Below are 15,543 nucleotides of genomic sequence, written 5' to 3'. Positions count from 1 at the left end.
TCAGTCCCTACCCCGCGAAATCAGTCGAGCTTCTCGACGTTTCGATCGGCCCATTCCTTGCCGTCGTCGCCGCCCCATAACAGCCAGGCGATATATCCGGCCGACGGGTCCGTGTCGGATCCCCATTCGTGCGCCTTGCCGGTCTTGTCGACTTCGTGTCGAGCGAAATAGCTGTGCATCGACTTTACGTCGACATCGGACAGGTCCTTCTGCGCGGCGAGTTGCTCGGCACGCTTGACGCCGACCTCGGTGCCGCCACGACCGAACTCTTCACGCAGTTTCAGCCCCTTCTTGGCGCTCGCAGCCATCTTGGCCGTTGGTTTGAACGCGTCTGCCAACTTCATTCTCCTCACCGTTTTGTTAGCATCGTAACGTTTGCCGACCCGTGTCGTTGCACTGACCGACCAAGCGCGCGGCTACGGTTGCTCCAAGTCGGACGGAGAACGGCGGTTCGTCCAAAGCACTATCTGTTCAAAGCCGATAACGCGGCATATACCGCGTTATCTAATGGCGTTGGAGGGTGGAATGCAGGACGTATTGGCGCTGGAGGGCGCGGTGATGCTTGGCAGCCGGCTCAAGAGACTGGCCGAACGTCTACAGGGCGGGGCCGAACGGATCGCGGCGGATTGTGGGCTGCCGACGCAACCCAGCCAGATGCCGTTGCTCACTGCGCTGTACCGGCAAGGCCCGATGACGGTAGGCGATGCGGTCCAGGCCTTGGGAATCAGCCAGCCCGCCGTGACGCGGATACTCTCGCGGCTCGTCGAGATGGGATTGGTCGAGACCAGTCGCGATGTCCGTGACCAGCGCAGCAAGACGATCTCGCTCACCTTGGCGGGATCCGGTGCAATGGAGTTGGCGGAGACCGTGCTGTGGCCTCGGTTGCGAGCCGCTGTCGCCGAGGTCTGCGACGCGCCCGCGCTGCTTGCGCTGATCGCTGCCGCCGAGAGTGCGCTGGCCGATGAACCTTTGGATCAGCGCCCGCGGGGCGGCCTGGCGATCAGGCGCTTTACCGATCAGCTTGCGGACGCGTTCTACCAAATCAACGCCGAGTGGATCGAGGATATGTACCAGCTCGAGCATACCGATATCGACGTTCTCAAACATCCTCGCGAGCGGATCATCGAGCCCGGCGGCGATATCCTGTTCGTCGAGGACCCGAAACTGGGCGTCATCGGCGCATGCGCGTTGCTCAAAACCGGCGACCGTCAGTTCGAGCTGACGAAGATGGGCGTGCTGGACAAGGCGCGCGGCAAGAAGGCGGGCGAGTTCCTGCTGGAGGCGATCATCGCAAGGGCGGACGCGTTGGGCTGCGATCGCCTGTACCTGCTCAGCAATGCGAAAAGCGAAGCCGCGGTGCATCTCTATGAAAAGCTTGGCTTTCGCCATGACGCCCAGATCATGGCGGAGTTCGGCAGTCGCTACGAGCGATGCAATGTGGCCATGCTCTACCGCCACTGAACGATGCGTTAGCGAGAGAGGATCGAGGTTCGGCCAACATGCTCGACCTCTCTGGCTACCGAGCGCTGCGACGTCAGTGCGAAGGCGCCGACGGACGGCACGATGACCTGTGAAGCGTATAGTTCGCGAACGGCTTTTCGATCCCTTTTCCGTCGCGCGCCACGATCTTCCACGAGAGATGGTTGCCCGACAGGCGCCAGCGGTTCACGAACGCATCGTCGGGATATTGATAGGTGATGTCGAAGCCATCCGGGCGGCTTTCCCCCTTTCCCGACGCGGCAAACGCGCCGCCGAAGCTGTCCGCCCAGTATCCGACGATCGCATGGGGCGTGGCGCCCGCCTGCTTGCCGGCTCCTCCGAGGATCAGGTGCGCCGCATATTGATCCGAGGGATCGGCCAGGGCGCTACTCGCCGCCTCCACGGCGACCATCGCGTTCTGGACGATCGGATACGCGCTGACCGCGATCGCGACAGGTTTGCCCATCACGTCGCCCTGTCCCTCCCAGCAACCGTTCAAAGCATCGACCGACGCAGGAACTGGCGACGCCGAGGGCTCCGCAGTTCGCCCCGCCGACGACATCGCGAACAACGCCGCGACACAACAAAGCTTTTCGAACATCAGTCCCCCCCAATGCGCCTTCCTCGCGCGTTTAGAACGGATGCGCAACGAAGCAAGGAGTACGCGGTGCTCGGTGAGAGGCAAGGATGCGCGCGGTTAGCTCTTTACTGGCTCGGCATCGGTCCTTGCAGCGAGGCCGAAGGCGCCAACCACGAACACCAAGCCACCGACGATGTTGCCGATGGTCACCAAAGCAAGATTGTGGATCACGCCCGGGAACGTGATCGTTTCACCGGGCGAGAACATTCCCAGGGTCAGCGCGGTCATGTTCGCGACCGAATGCTCGAACCCAGCTGCCACGAACGCAAGCAACACCCACGCCATGACGATGCACTTGGCGACGTCGCCGGTTACGCGTGCCGCGGTCCAGATCGCCAAGCATACCAGCCAGTTGCACAGCACTGCCCGCGCTAGCAACGCGACCGCGTCGGATTCGACCTTGTGCGCGGCATAAGCGTTGAACGTCGTTGCGGCAGTGCCGAAGATCTGGCCACCGCCACCAGCGATGAACAAGGCGGACAGGACCAGCGCGCCCGCCAGATTACCGATCCATACCACCGTCATCAGCAGTGTGGCGTCAGTCCAGCCCACGGTGCGGCGCATCAGCCCGAACCCGAGATACATCACATAGCCCGTGAAGAGTTCGCCGCCCGCAAACACGGTCAGGATCAGGCCAAGCCCGAATGTCGCGCCCATCACCAGGGGGCGCACGCCTGCCGGTAATGCTTCTGCCGTGCTGAGCGCGAGGATCATCGCGATACCGATATACGCACCCGCCAACATCGCGCCGACGAAGAACCCGACGGGCGAACGCCGAATCGAAATCGCTTCGGCTGCCGCGCGGTCCGCGAAGCTGGTAATCGTCGGTGCGTACATCGGTTCAAACTTTCAAGAGAACGTGTCGACCGACAACGCCAGCCCGCTCGACGATACGCTCGGCACCATCATCTGTTCCGGCTGTATGAATTTGAACCGGAACGGATTTGTAGGACGGTGTCAGGCTCTGCAGGTCGTGATCTTCCAGCGCGATCAACGGCTGCGTCTCGGGATAATAGGACGCGCAGCACCCGTCGGGCAGCGCATGCTCGACCAAAGTGAGTCCCTGGACGATGCGATCGTCCCGCTTGAACTGGAGCGCGGTCCTGACGTCGATGATGTCACCTTCGGCGAAGCCGAGGCGCGCGATCTCCTTTGCGTTCATGAACAATATATCGCGCCGTCCGAAGACGCCGCGATACCGGTCGTCGAGCGCATAAATCGTGGTGTTATATTGGTCGTGCGATCGCAGCGTGGTCAGGCGCATGACCGTCGGATCGTCCGTCGTCTGATCCTCTTCGACACCAGGCGAAACGATGAAGTTCGCCTTGCCGCTATCGGTCATCCAAACGCGTTCGGCGGCGGAATTCGGCAGATGGAAGCCGCCCGGCTCACGGATGCGAACGTTATAGTCCTTGAATGCTGGAAACACGGCTTCGATCTTGTCGCGGATCCTGTCGTAGTTGGCGACATAGCTGTCCCAGTCGATCCCGCCCTTGTCGCCAAGCGTCGCCTTGGCGATGCCAGCGACGATCCACGGCTCCGACCGGACATTATCGCCCGGCGGCATCAGGAAGCCGCGCGACGCGTGGACCATCGACATTGAATCCTCGACCGTCACCGCCTGCGGGCCGCTTTCCTGCGTATCGCGCTCGGTACGACCGAGGCACGGCAGGATGTAGGTCGCACCCTTGGCCATCAGCAACTGGGTGCGATTGAGCTTGGTGGTGATGTGGACCGCGAGATCCATGTTCCGGAAGCCCTGTGCGCAGGCCTGTGGATCGGACGAAGCGATGGCGAGGTTGCCACCGAGGCAGACGATCGCCTTGGCCTTGCCATCGCGCATCGCCGCTATGCTCTCGACCACCGAATGGCCGTGCGCGCGCGGCGGCTCGAAGCCGAACACTTCCTTCATCTTGTCGAGCAGCATCGGCATCGGCCGCTCGGTGATGCCGACGGTGCGGTCGCCCTGCACGTTGCTATGGCCACGCAACGGGCAAATCCCGGCACCAGGACGCCCCATGTTGCCGCGCAGCAGCAGGAGGTTGGCAATTTGCTGGACGTTGCTGGTGCCAGAGCGATGCTGCGTAATACCCATGCCGTAGCAGGCGATCGTCGCCTTGGACCGCGAATACAGGCGGGCGACCTCCTCGAGGTCGCTGCGGCCGAGACCGCTGGCGTGTTCGATATCTGCCCAGTCGCTGGTCTCCAGGTCGGCGATCAGCGCGTCGATACCGGCGGTGTGCTCGGCGATGAAGGCATGATCCAGCACCGGGACATCGCCCGCGGCCGTCGCAGCCTTGTCCATGGCGACCAACGCCTTCGAAATGCCCTTTAGCGCGGCCGCATCGCCGCCGACCTTCACCTGCAGATAGTTGGTCGCGATCGGCGTCGCCGAGAATGTTGCCATCTCGAGCACCGATTGTGGCGATTCGAAGCGCTCCAGCGAACGTTCCTTGAGCGGGTTGAACACGATGATCTTGCCGCCGCGGCGCGCGACCTCGCGCAGTGTCGCCATCATCCGCGGGTGGTTCGTGCCCGGGTTGTGACCGATCGACAGGATCAAGTCGCAGTCGTCGAAATCCTCCAGGCTGACGGTGCCCTTGCCGATCCCGATCGACTTGGGAAGGCCGACCGACGTCGCCTCATGACACATGTTCGAGCAGTCGGGAAAATTGTTGGTGCCGTAGAGCCGCGCGAACAGCTGGTACAGGAACGCCGCCTCGTTCGAACAGCGGCCGGACGTGTAGAATTCGGCCTGGTTGGGATCTGCAAGCTTGGCGAGACCTGCGCCAATCTCGGCCAAGGCCTCGTCCCAGTCGACCACTTCGTAATGATCGGTTTCGGCATTGTAGCGGAGTGGATCGGTGACGCGGCCTTGGCCCTCGATCCAATGATCGCTCTGCTTCCAGATATCGGAGACGCTGTGCGCGGCGAAGAAGTCGGCGCCGATGCGCTTGGCGGTGGATTCCCACGCGACCGCCTTGGCGCCGTTCTCGCAAAATTCGAACGAGGACGTGTGCTTCGGATCGGGCCAGGCACAGCTCGGACAGTCGAACCCATCGGGCTGGTTCGATTTCAGCAAAGTCTGCGCACCGCGCTGGACGATCTGCTGCGCCTTCAACGTCATCGCGACGGCTTTCAGCGCCCCCCACCCGCCGGCGGGGCCGGTGTAATCCTTGATACCGTCGGGTCGCTTGTTACGCATACTCATTCTCCGGAAACGGGACCTGCGGTCAGATGCTCGGTCACTGACGGCAACGGAAACTCCCACGAAACGCATGGCCCGTTACGCTTCTCGGCGCGATCTACCTTCCACGCATTCAAAAGTGGGACCACCACGTTCGCCTGAGGGCACCATAGCTGGTCGGACGCGCTACCGAAAGCGTTGAGATGACAGCGAATTCGCGCCCGGCGATTGTCGGAGCGCGGGCGCCTACCCGTCTAGACGTAGGCACCTGATCGCCGCGAGAGCAAGGTCCGAGGACGGCTACCGTTCAGGCAGTTCCGCGGATGTGTCTGCTTCAAATGGCCCCATCAGGGTAACCAGGAGGAGGTTATCGCTGCTTCTTGGTCGTCGTGGCCGTGAAGTTGGGATCCTTGTTCGCCACCCAATCGACGAATTTGCGGACGGCAGGATTGGCCAGCAAGCCCTCCACATCCATTCCGTGACGCTGGAGTTCCGAATTGGTGAAGTTGGCCGTCAACGTCTGTTGGCAGATCGGGTGCATCGGTACGACGTCGCGGCCACCCCGGCTTTTGGGTACGGGATGGTGCCAGACGATGGTCTTGCCGGTGGGTCTGCCGCAGAGCCAGCACGCGGGTACCGGCTCAGGAGCCTCGTCCTCGCGCGCCAGATCCTCGTACGGGCCGTGTTTGGAATGCTTGCGAGCCATGCGTCCACCTGTAATTTCTCGATGACGCGCTAGCGGATTTCGGCGGTATGGCCAGACATAACGTTATCCTTGCCGACCGGATCGACGCGGTCGATGTGCCGAAGCCTACTCATAGGGTTGTAAACCGAAAAGATGGTCGGGGCCCCCGAAGGCTTGCCGACGACCGGCTCATGGAGATGCCGTCGGAAGATCAATCGTTCACCAGTCGCTTTCGAAACCGCGCTTTAATCAACCTGTCTTCAAGTAAACGGCCAACGCCGTACAACGTCGCAAAAATCGCAGCAAACACATAGGCGGCCGTCGGCGAGGGCTTCTTGTCCTCGTCTTTCTTGTTCTTATCGGGTTTCTTAGGGGCCGGCGCGCCCAGGAACTTGTCGATCGGGTTCAGAACGCGCACGACTTCCTTCTTGGCGGGCTTCTTCGCGGCTTTCGCGGCAGCCTCTGAGGACGGTTTTTCGTACTTGGCAATGGCGATCGTCAGTTGAGCGAACGCCAGGAACAGAAGCGGTGCGAGGAAGCAGAACAGCAAAGTCCGGCTCGTGAGATGGTAACGCAAGACCGGCCCCGCGAGGTCCTGCTCGATCCGGAGGATACCGCCGTCAAAGACGGACATCTTGTCCTGAGCGGCCTGGTCCTTCTTGCTGAACGTCAGCGTGTCGTTGGTGCGTTGGTGGGTCGTGCCGTTCTGGCGAAACAGCGGGTCCAGCCTCTCGAAAACTTCGTCGCTCGATTGCCCGGGAACGAGCGCCAAGCTCCCCCGGACGTGCCAGATCCAGTCGATAAATCGCGGGGTCACGTGACCTCCTTCAAGAGAGCCGTCGAAACTGCGAAGGAAAAGGCTCACGCCGGGTCGACCGCACGAAGCGCCAGCGACCGGACGAACGGGCCGCTGCGATTATGCCGACGGTACGGCGTTTGTCACGGGATCGCGCTCATCGGTCGGCCGGTTGAACCGCCGCTTGATCGACTTCCAGCCTTCCGTGAAGGGATAGGACATCGTCTCGCGGACCGACATCGGGCGGCCGCCTTCCATGCCGAGCAGTTCCGCCTCTCCGTCCACACAGGTTCCGAAGATGCGGTCGATGATGATCCACGTTCCTGAGTAATTGCTGCGACTGGCCTCGAAGTCCTGCGAATGATGCACGCTGTGATGCTCGGTCGTGTTGAACATGAAGCGCCACCAGCGCGGCGTGTTGAAGCGAACGTTGATGTGCTGGTAGGTGCCGACCGCCAAGCCGAACGTGCCGGCAAGCAAGGCGGCGCGCGGCAGGAAGTCGAAGAAGCCGCCGATGCCGAGCCCGATCAGGAAGAGCTCGACCGGATTGCCGACCGCGCCCTTGTTGATGTTCAGCTGCGTTATATAGTGATGCGGTGCGTGGGTCAGCCATAGCGGATGCCAGTTGTGCATCCCCCGATGCATCCAATACTGCCCGAAATCGAAGACGAACGAGATCATCAAGGCCTGGACGAGCAGCGGCAAGCCGGTGAACCATGCGAGCTTGTCCCAGTCGAAGGAGTGCTGGAGAGCTTCGATCATGGCACCATCGCCGGCATAATTGTCGACCAGCCTAAGCAGGGTGAAACCGAGCCCGACATAGAACAGGTCGGTGACAAGCTCCTTCCAGGTCAGTCGCCAGCTGTCGAACCGCGGGTTCACCCACTCGAGCGCCAGCAACAGAGCCTTGAAGCCCATGCCGATACCGATGGCGGTCGATGCCTTGGCGATGGAGTTGGGCGCGTAATACCAGAACAGGATCAGCCCGAACAACATGGTCGGCTGGAACCACGTGAAGATGAACTGCTTGACCGGGCCGCCCTCGACCTTGGGAAGGTTGTCCCAACCGATCGTCACCGGCGCTTGTGCACCGATCACCCGTTTACCTACGCGAATTCCGTCCATATCGCCCGCTCCCGCAATGCTGGGTCGCCGAATCCAGTAGTACTTATTGTCGCAATCGTAATATCAACATGCTGGTCCTGTCCATACGTATTTGAATGATTCTTCGCAGGTGCAGCAAGCCACGTATTTGCAGCAGATTTCTCAAGGTTAAGCGTGCCGAGTCACTCGGATCATCGGCGCGATAACGCCCCGTTGCGAAGGCAGAAGGCGGCCATCCCCTGCGAGAACCGCCCGGCGCGAAAATCGTGTATTATTACGATTGACGCCACGCGTAATAACGATCTAGCTTGGCGCATGCCCATCGTAAGCATCGACAGCGCTACGTCTCGCCTGAGCTTGAGCCTCCCGACCGAGTTGTTCCGGCAGCTCGACGTGATGGTTGAGGAGCGCGGGCTGCACAATCGGTCGCAGATGATGGCGGAACTCATTCGCCACGAACTCGCCCGTTACGGTGTACGTGAGCGGCCGGACGATATGGTCGCGGGCACGATGACGTTGATCTACCGCGCCGACAGTGGCGAGGTGCGCCACGCCATCGCGTTGACGCAGGTCGAGTATCTTACCGAAGTCATCTCTTCGCAGCACGTCTTCCTCGAAGACGACCAGTCGCTCGAAGTCCTGTTCGTCCAGGGTCCCGTCAGACGCCTCAATGCGCTGTGCGACGCGTTGCGCTCGGTTCGCGGGATGCAGCAGCTGCGCCTCGTCACGACGACCGCGTTGCTGCCGCCGCTGCACGCGCATGGCCATAGCTCGCAGATGGAAACGACCGAATGAGCAATAGCACCGCAAACCCTTACGGCGCGCAGGCGCATGCCCGCGCGATGGCGGGCACCGTCGTCGAGGCGATGCCGACGCTTCCTCCGTCGCAAGCGGCCGATCGCCCCGATGAGATATCGCCGGACGCGATGCTGTGGTCCGAGACGATCGGCGCAGGCGGCTATTCTTCGCGACGCCTGCCGCGAGGGGCTCGGCTGAGGATGACCGACGTGGAAGGCGATGCATGCCTTTCGATGTTGGTGTTCAACGCGGAAAACCCGCTCGAACGGTTGAATGTCGCCGACACGATGAAGATCCAGTGGAACGCGTATCTGGGCGAGGGCAGCATGCTGCTGTCCGACATGGGTCGCGTGATGGCGAGCGTGTTGGCCGACGATACGGCGGGGCATGATCTGGTCTGTGGCGCCTCCAATGTAGCCGGGAACGCCCGGCGCTACGGCGATGGTGCCAATTACGGGTTGCATCCCAACGCACGGGATCGGTTCGCGATCGCCGTCGCCAAGCTTGGCCTCGGTCGTCGCGACATCCACCCTTGCGTGAATTGGTTCAAGCCGGTGCGGATCGGTGCCGGGGGGGAGACGATCGTCGATACCGGTCCGTTCGCCGCCGGCCGGGCGGTGACGTTGCGCGCCGACATGGACCTGTTCGTCGTCGTCGCCAATTCGCCGCACATCCTCGATTCACGCCAGGACTATACCGTCTCGCCGGCGCGGGTGCTGGCGTGGCGCGGTGCGTCGGCGGCGGCGGACGACCCGGTCCGGCTCGCCACCCCGGAGGCGACCCGTGCCTTCATGAATACCAACGACTTCTACCTGCGGTGAGGATAGATCGATGAACGCGCAATCCAGCCTGTCCAACACGGTTCTGCTCGACGAGGTCGTGCCTGCGCGCGCGCCGTGGATGCAGCGGCTCGCCAAGGGTCAGAATCTGCGGATCGTCGACCTGGAAGGTAACCAAGCGGTCGATTTCCTGATGTACGCGGCGGACGACGATGCCGAGCGCTACAGCGCGCAGGATACCATCGCCGCGCAGGGCAATATCTTCCTGAGGTCGGGGGCCGTGCTGCTGTCGAACGAGGGGCGGGCGATGATGACGCTGGTCGATACGAACGTCGCCTATCACGACACGATCGGCGGCGCGTGCTCCTGCGAGTCCAACACCTTGCGCTATGGCCATCACACCAAGGCGCAGCATGCGTGCGTCGACAATTTCCTCGATGCCAACGCCCGCGTCGGACGTGGCAAGCGGGACATGGTGTCCAACATCAACTGGTTCATGAACGTGCCGGTCGAGGCCGATGGCGCCCTCGGGATAGTCGATGGCATTTCCGCACCGGGCCTCTGGGTCGATCTGCGCGCCGAGATGGACGTCGTCGTGGTCGTCTCGAATTGTCCGCAAATCAACAACCCCTGCAACGGCTTCAACCCGACGCCCGTCCGCATGATCGTGAGCGTCTGAGCCTTGTTCCACACCGTTCTCGTCGCCAACCGGGGTGCGATCGCATGCCGGATCATCCGCACGTTGCGCCGCATGGGCATCCGCTCGGTCGCAGTCTTCAGCGACGCCGACGCCGGCTCGCTCCACGTCCGCGACGCGGATGAGGCGGTCCATATCGGCGCATCGCCTGCCGCCGAAAGCTACCTGGACATCGCCAGGATCCTGGCCGCCGCGAAGGCGACCGGCGCGCAGGCGATCCACCCCGGATACGGCTTCCTGTCGGAAAGCATCGCCTTCGCCGACGCCTGCCACGATGCGGGGATCGTCTTCATCGGCCCGACCGCAGCAAACATCGCCGCGTTCGGGCTAAAACATAGCGCTCGCACGCTCGCGGCCGAGCAGGGCGTGCCCTTGGCGCCCGGCAGCGGGTTGCTGAGCGACGTCGATGCGGCGGCGAGCGCGGCGCAGGACATCGGCTATCCCGTCATCCTGAAGGCGACCGCCGGCGGTGGCGGCATCGGCATGAGGATCTGCGTCGACGAAGCGACGCTGCGGGATGGCTTTGCCGCGGTCGTGCGACAGGCCACGGGCAATTTCGGCGACGGTGGCGTTTTCCTCGAGCGATACGTGCCTCGTGCCCGGCATATCGAGGTGCAGGTGTTCGGCGATGGCCGCGGCGGCGTACTCGCTCTCGGCGAGCGCGACTGTTCGCTGCAACGGCGCAACCAGAAGGCGGTCGAGGAGACGCCGGCGCCCGGATTGCCGGCGGCCACGCGCGAGGCGATGATCGCAGCGGCGGTGCGGCTGACGGCGGCGGCGGACTATGCGTCGGCGGGGACGGTGGAGTTCCTCTACGACGCCGATCGCGACGATTTCTTCTTTCTGGAGGTCAATACCCGGCTGCAGGTCGAGCACGGCGTCACCGAACAGGTGACCGGCATCGACCTGGTCGAATGGATGGTTCGCGGCGCGGCCGGCGAACGCGCGTTCCTCGACGACTGGGACGGGCAGGCTCGCGGCGCGTCGATCCAGGTGCGGCTGTATGCCGAGGATCCGGCACAAGCCTACCGCCCGAGCACGGGCATGCTGATCGACGTGGCGTTCCCGGTGTCCGATCGCGACGACGACATTCGGGTCGACGGCTGGATCGCGACCGGCAGCGAGGTCAGCGCGTTCTACGACCCCATGCTCGCCAAGCTGATCGTGACGGCACCCGACCGGACGCAGGCCATCGCCATGATGCAGCGCGCGCTGGACAAGGTGCGGCTCGCGGGGATCGAGACCAATCTCGACTGGTTGCGCGCGGTCGTCCGAAGCGATGCGTTCACCACCGGCGACGTCTCGACGCGGACGCTCGACGATATCGATTATCGGCCGGCGACGATCCAGGTCCTGAGCGGCGGGCCAGCGACGACGGTGCAGGATCATCCCGGCCGGCTCGGCTATTGGGACGTGGGGGTACCGCCATCGGGACCGATGGACGCGTTCGCGTTTCGCCTCGGCAACCGGATGCTGGACAATCCCGAGGGGATGGCCGGCCTCGAATTCACCGCGGCCGGGCCGACCCTGCGATTTGCGGCAAAGGCGACGATCTGCCTTACGGGCGCACGGTTCGATGCCGCGTTGGACGGCGTTCCGATCGAACCCTATGTGCCGGTGCGCGTGGCGGCCGGGCAGGTCCTGAAGATCGGCCGCGTCACGGGTGTCGGCCTGCGCGGCTATCTGTTGCTGGCGGGTGGCTTCGACGTGCCGGCGTTCCTCGGCAGCCGTTCGACCTTCGTGCTCGGCGAGTTCGGCGGGCATGCCGCGCGGGCCGTCGCGACCGGCGACACGCTTCATCTCGCTACCGTGTCGGACGCGGCAGCACCGTCTGCGCTGGCAGAGACCGCGATGCCTGCAATCGAGCGCAACTGGACGATCCGCGTGCTGTCCGGGCCGCACGGTGCGCCGGATTTCTTCACCGACGACGACATCGCGACGCTCCGCTCGACCGACTGGCGGGTCCATTATAATTCGAACCGGACCGGCGTGCGGCTGATAGGGCCGAAACCGCATTGGGCGCGGCGCGATGGGGGCGAGGCGGGGCTTCATCCGTCGAACATCCACGACAACGCCTATGCGATCGGCGCGGTCGATTTCACCGGCGACATGCCGATCATCCTCGGCCCCGATGGCCCGTCGCTGGGCGGCTTCGTATGTCCGCTGGTCGTGATCCAGGCGGATCTATGGAAGGTTGGGCAGCTTGCGCCGGGCGATACGCTGCGCTTCGACGTCGTCCACGACGAGATGGCGGTGGCAGCCGAACAGGCGCAGGACCGAGCTATCGCTACCCTGACGATGGCGGAGACACCGCCCGCGCTGACCGAAGTGGACATCTCGCCAATCCTACGCAGGCGCGAAGCGTCGGGCGATATTCCCAGCGTGCTGTACCGCCGCCAGGGCGACCGCAACCTGCTGGTCGAATATGGTGAGATCGTCCTCGACCTGGAATTGCGACTGCGCGTCCATGCCCTGATGCTGGAGATCGAGCGGCTCGCTCTGCCCGGCATCATCGACGTGGTGCCGGGTATCCGATCGCTGCAGATCCATTTCGACAGCCGCATCCTGTCGCAGATCGCGCTGCTCGATGCCCTCGAAGATGCGGAAGCACGCCTGGGCGGGCTAGACGATTTCGAGATACCCTCGCGCGTCGTCTACCTGCCGCTCAGCTGGCAGGACCCGGCGATCTACGAGACGATCGACAAATACATGCAGTCGGTGCGCGACGACGCGCCGTGGTGCCCGGATAATATCGAGTTCATTCGGCGCGTGAACGGCCTCGACGCCATCGACGACGTGAAGCGGATCGTGTTCGACGCGCGCTATCTCGTGATGGGGCTGGGCGACGTCTATCTCGGTGCGCCGGTCGCAACGCCGATCGATCCGCGCCACCGGCTGGTCACGACGAAATACAATCCCGCGCGGACCTGGACGCCGCCCAACGTGGTCGGCATCGGCGGCGCCTATATGTGCATCTACGGCATGGAGGGGCCGGGCGGCTACCAGCTGTTTGGTCGCACGATCCAGGTGTGGAACAGCTGGCGCGAGACGGATGCGTTCAGCGCCGGCAAGCCTTGGCTGTTGCGGTTCTTCGACCAGATCCGCTTCTTCCCCGTCACGCATGACGAACTGACCGAGTGGCGGCGCGACTTCCCGCTCGGCCGGCGCGCGATCCGGATCGAGGAGGAAACCTTCCGCCTCAGCGAATACCGCGCGTTCCTCGAAGAGCACGCCTCGGGCATCGAGGCGTTCCAGGCCAAGCGGCAGGCCGCGTTCGATGCCGAGCGCGCGGACTGGGAGTTGCGCGGCGAGTTCGACCGCGTCGCGGCACTCGTCGAAGAGGGTGGGGGCGATGCCGCGGTAGTCGACATCGTCGTACCGGACGGGGCGACCGTCGTGGAAGCGCCGTTCGGTGCGAGCGTATGGAAGATGCTCGTCACTGCGGGGGAGACCGTCGCCGAAGGTCAGCCGCTCGCGATATTGGAGGCGATGAAGATGGAGACGACGATACCGAGTCCCCATGGCGGCGTAATCGGCGCGCTGTATGTCGAAGAGCGGCAGGCGGTGAATCCGGGCAGCCCGATGATCGCGATCCAGCCCGCATGACCGATCGCGCCCTGCTCGACGCGACCGCGCTCGCAGCCGATGTCGCGGCAGGCCGGACATCGGCCGTGACCGTGGCGACGGACGCCTTGGCCAGGATCGAGGCCTATGCCGCGGTGCAGCCGGAAGTCTGGATCGCCCGGTTGCCCGCCGACGTGGTGCTGGCAATGGCGGCGGCCGTGGATCGCAGGATCACGGCGGGCGAGCGATTGCCGCTCGCCGGAGTCCCGTTCGCGATCAAGGACAATATCGATCTGGCGGGCTGTCCGACCACGGCCGGCTGCCCCGCGTTCGCCTACACTCCCGATGCGTCAGCGACCGTGGTGGCACGGCTGATCGCGGCGGGTGCGGTGCCGGTCGGCAAGACCAACCTCGACCAGTTCGCGACCGGCTTGGTGGGAACGCGCAGTCCCTACGGCGCGCCGCAATGCGTCTTCAACCGCACCTTTGTCAGCGGCGGGTCCAGTTCGGGATCGGCGGTCGCGGTAGGGGCGGGGTTGGTCGCGTTCGCACTTGGCACCGACACCGCAGGGTCGGGCAGGGTGCCCGCCGCGTTCAACGGCCTGGTCGGGCTGAAGCCCAGCGTCGGTCGCTGGAGCAGCAAGGGGCTCGTGCCGGCCTGCCGCACGCTCGACTGCATCACGGTGCTCGCCGGCAGCGTAGCCGACGCCGCGCTGGTCGACGAGGTCGTCGGAGGTCTCGACGTCGAGGACGATTACAGTCGCGCCGTCCCCGATCAGCCCATCGGTCGTCACATCGGTATCCCGCTCGATCATCAACTCGATGCCGACGCGGAGACGATCGCGGCGTTCCGCATCGCGGTCGATGCCGCGATCGCGGCCGGCTGCACAATCGTCCCCGTCGACATCCAGTTCCTGCTCGATGCCGCACAGTTGCTGTACCAAGGACCTTGGGTAGCCGAGCGCACCGCTGCGGTCGAGACGCTGCTGCGCGAGCAACCGGATGCGATCGATCCAGTGGTCCGCGAGATCATCACCGGCGGGCTAGCCGTCACGGGCATAGAGACGTTCCGCGGACTCTACGCGCTGCGCCATGCCCGCCGCCTGGCCGACCTTATGTGGCAAGACGTCGATGCGCTGCTGTTGCCGACGACGCCGACGATCTTTCGCATCAGCGAACTGCGCGCAGCCCCCATCGCGCTGAACGCGCGGCTGGGGCGTTATACCAATTTCGTGAACCTGCTGGAGATGAGCGCGCTCGCGCTGCCGGCGGGGTTTCGATCGAACCGGACCGGCATCGGCGTCACGTTCGTAGCCCCCGACGGCGCCGATCGAGCGCTGCTCGATTTCGCGTGCCGCTGGCTGGAAAAGATGCCGGCGCAGACTGCCCCCCCTCTCAATATCGAAGGAACGGTAATGGAACAGGTCGATCTCGCTGTCGTAGGCGCGCATCTCGAAGGAATGCCGCTGCACTGGCAATTGACGAGCCGCAACGCGACGTTCGTCCGCAGTGCAACTACCGCGCCCAATTATCGTCTCTATGCGATGGCAGGCACCGTACCGCCCAAGCCGGCATTGGTTCACGACGACACCGGCGCGGCGATCGCGGTCGAGATATACCGCCTGGACGTCGCTGCGTTCGGAAGCTTCGTCGCGGAGGTACCCGCGCCGCTGGCGATCGGAACGGTAACCTTGGACGATGGCACGACGGTGAAGGGCTTCGTCGCGGAGCCGCGCGCTACGGTCGGCGCTCGGGATATCACCGACCTGGGCGGCTGGCGGGCCTTCATCGCGCTCCCTGCGTGATAGGCCCGC

The 15,543-nt window shown here is 64.0% G+C and carries 13 protein-coding genes; 6 read left to right on the top strand and 7 right to left on the bottom strand.

Annotated elements, in window-relative coordinates; genetic code table 11:
• Positions 1 to 20: 20 nt before the first annotated feature.
• The gene (locus SJY41_RS05510) at positions 21 to 344 is read right to left on the bottom strand and encodes a hypothetical protein (RefSeq protein WP_380779763.1); all 324 of its coding nucleotides are present in this window, start codon (positions 342 to 344) and stop codon (positions 21 to 23) included.
• A 181-nt stretch (positions 345 to 525) separates the two neighbouring features.
• Here SJY41_RS05510 and SJY41_RS05505 point away from each other — a divergent pair, with 181 nt between their 5' ends.
• Entirely contained in the window at positions 526 to 1,461 is a 936-nt protein-coding gene (locus SJY41_RS05505) for a GNAT family N-acetyltransferase (RefSeq protein WP_380779761.1), read from the top strand.
• A gap of 73 nt (positions 1,462 to 1,534) precedes the next feature.
• Here the strand turns inward: SJY41_RS05505 and SJY41_RS05500 are convergent, their stop codons facing one another.
• The 6 genes from SJY41_RS05500 to SJY41_RS05475 form a co-directional block, all read right to left on the bottom strand.
• The gene (locus SJY41_RS05500) at positions 1,535 to 2,080 is read right to left on the bottom strand and encodes a hypothetical protein (protein ID WP_380779759.1); all 546 of its coding nucleotides are present in this window, start codon (positions 2,078 to 2,080) and stop codon (positions 1,535 to 1,537) included.
• 96 nt (positions 2,081 to 2,176) lie between these two features.
• Positions 2,177 to 2,956, bottom strand: a complete 780-nt coding sequence (locus tag SJY41_RS05495) for a formate/nitrite transporter family protein (protein ID WP_380779757.1) — start codon at positions 2,954 to 2,956, stop codon at positions 2,177 to 2,179.
• 4 nt (positions 2,957 to 2,960) lie between these two features.
• The gene (locus SJY41_RS05490; RefSeq protein WP_380779755.1) at positions 2,961 to 5,324 is read right to left on the bottom strand and encodes an FdhF/YdeP family oxidoreductase; all 2,364 of its coding nucleotides are present in this window, start codon (positions 5,322 to 5,324) and stop codon (positions 2,961 to 2,963) included.
• Positions 5,325 to 5,673: 349 nt separating this feature from the next.
• Complete coding sequence (locus SJY41_RS05485; protein WP_380779754.1) at positions 5,674 to 6,012, bottom strand: hypothetical protein; 339 nt, start codon at positions 6,010 to 6,012, stop codon at positions 5,674 to 5,676.
• 190 nt (positions 6,013 to 6,202) lie between these two features.
• Entirely contained in the window at positions 6,203 to 6,808 is a 606-nt protein-coding gene (locus SJY41_RS05480; protein WP_380779752.1) for a hypothetical protein, read from the bottom strand.
• 99 nt (positions 6,809 to 6,907) lie between these two features.
• Positions 6,908 to 7,912, bottom strand: a complete 1,005-nt coding sequence (locus tag SJY41_RS05475; RefSeq protein ID WP_380779750.1) for a sterol desaturase family protein — start codon at positions 7,910 to 7,912, stop codon at positions 6,908 to 6,910.
• Positions 7,913 to 8,206: 294 nt separating this feature from the next.
• On the opposite strand from SJY41_RS05475, the gene SJY41_RS05470 reads away from it, so the two are divergent.
• From SJY41_RS05470 to atzF, 5 genes are read left to right on the top strand one after another with little or no spacing between them, the layout of a single operon-like run.
• On the top strand, positions 8,207 to 8,686 hold the full coding sequence (locus SJY41_RS05470) for a CopG family ribbon-helix-helix protein (protein WP_380779748.1): 480 nt from the start codon (positions 8,207 to 8,209) through the stop codon (positions 8,684 to 8,686).
• The gene (locus tag SJY41_RS05465) at positions 8,683 to 9,510 is read left to right on the top strand and encodes an urea amidolyase associated protein UAAP1 (protein ID WP_380779746.1); all 828 of its coding nucleotides are present in this window, start codon (positions 8,683 to 8,685) and stop codon (positions 9,508 to 9,510) included. The genes SJY41_RS05470 and SJY41_RS05465 overlap by 4 nt, the downstream gene beginning before the upstream one ends.
• A 10-nt stretch (positions 9,511 to 9,520) precedes the next feature.
• Complete coding sequence (locus SJY41_RS05460; protein ID WP_380779745.1) at positions 9,521 to 10,147, top strand: urea amidolyase associated protein UAAP2; 627 nt, start codon at positions 9,521 to 9,523, stop codon at positions 10,145 to 10,147.
• 3 nt (positions 10,148 to 10,150) lie between these two features.
• The gene (gene uca / locus SJY41_RS05455; protein ID WP_380779743.1) at positions 10,151 to 13,771 is read left to right on the top strand and encodes an urea carboxylase; all 3,621 of its coding nucleotides are present in this window, start codon (positions 10,151 to 10,153) and stop codon (positions 13,769 to 13,771) included.
• Positions 13,768 to 15,534, top strand: coding sequence for an allophanate hydrolase (gene atzF / locus SJY41_RS05450; protein ID WP_380779741.1), 1,767 nt, complete (start codon positions 13,768 to 13,770; stop codon positions 15,532 to 15,534). The genes uca and atzF overlap by 4 nt, the downstream gene beginning before the upstream one ends.
• Positions 15,535 to 15,543 lie beyond the last annotated feature (9 nt).

It is taken from the genome of Sphingomonas sp. R86520 (assembly GCF_042466285.1).
Classification (GTDB): Bacteria; Pseudomonadota; Alphaproteobacteria; order Sphingomonadales; family Sphingomonadaceae; genus Sphingomonas.
The sequence above is the reverse complement of the archived record's forward strand: the minus strand, read 5'-3'. Positions and strand labels throughout refer to the sequence as shown.

Coding starts and splice junctions, on each gene's coding strand:
- SJY41_RS05510 (WP_380779763.1), bottom strand. CDS start 344: ATGAAGTTGGCAGACGCGTTCAAACCAACGGCCAAGATGGCTGCGAGC.
- SJY41_RS05505 (WP_380779761.1), top strand. CDS start 526: ATGCAGGACGTATTGGCGCTGGAGGGCGCGGTGATGCTTGGCAGCCGG.
- SJY41_RS05500 (WP_380779759.1), bottom strand. CDS start 2,080: ATGTTCGAAAAGCTTTGTTGTGTCGCGGCGTTGTTCGCGATGTCGTCG.
- SJY41_RS05495 (WP_380779757.1), bottom strand. CDS start 2,956: ATGTACGCACCGACGATTACCAGCTTCGCGGACCGCGCGGCAGCCGAA.
- SJY41_RS05490 (WP_380779755.1), bottom strand. CDS start 5,324: ATGCGTAACAAGCGACCCGACGGTATCAAGGATTACACCGGCCCCGCC.
- SJY41_RS05485 (WP_380779754.1), bottom strand. CDS start 6,012: ATGGCTCGCAAGCATTCCAAACACGGCCCGTACGAGGATCTGGCGCGC.
- SJY41_RS05475 (WP_380779750.1), bottom strand. CDS start 7,912: ATGGACGGAATTCGCGTAGGTAAACGGGTGATCGGTGCACAAGCGCCG.
- SJY41_RS05470 (WP_380779748.1), top strand. CDS start 8,207: ATGCCCATCGTAAGCATCGACAGCGCTACGTCTCGCCTGAGCTTGAGC.
- SJY41_RS05465 (WP_380779746.1), top strand. CDS start 8,683: ATGAGCAATAGCACCGCAAACCCTTACGGCGCGCAGGCGCATGCCCGC.
- SJY41_RS05460 (WP_380779745.1), top strand. CDS start 9,521: ATGAACGCGCAATCCAGCCTGTCCAACACGGTTCTGCTCGACGAGGTC.
- atzF (WP_380779741.1), top strand. CDS start 13,768: ATGACCGATCGCGCCCTGCTCGACGCGACCGCGCTCGCAGCCGATGTC.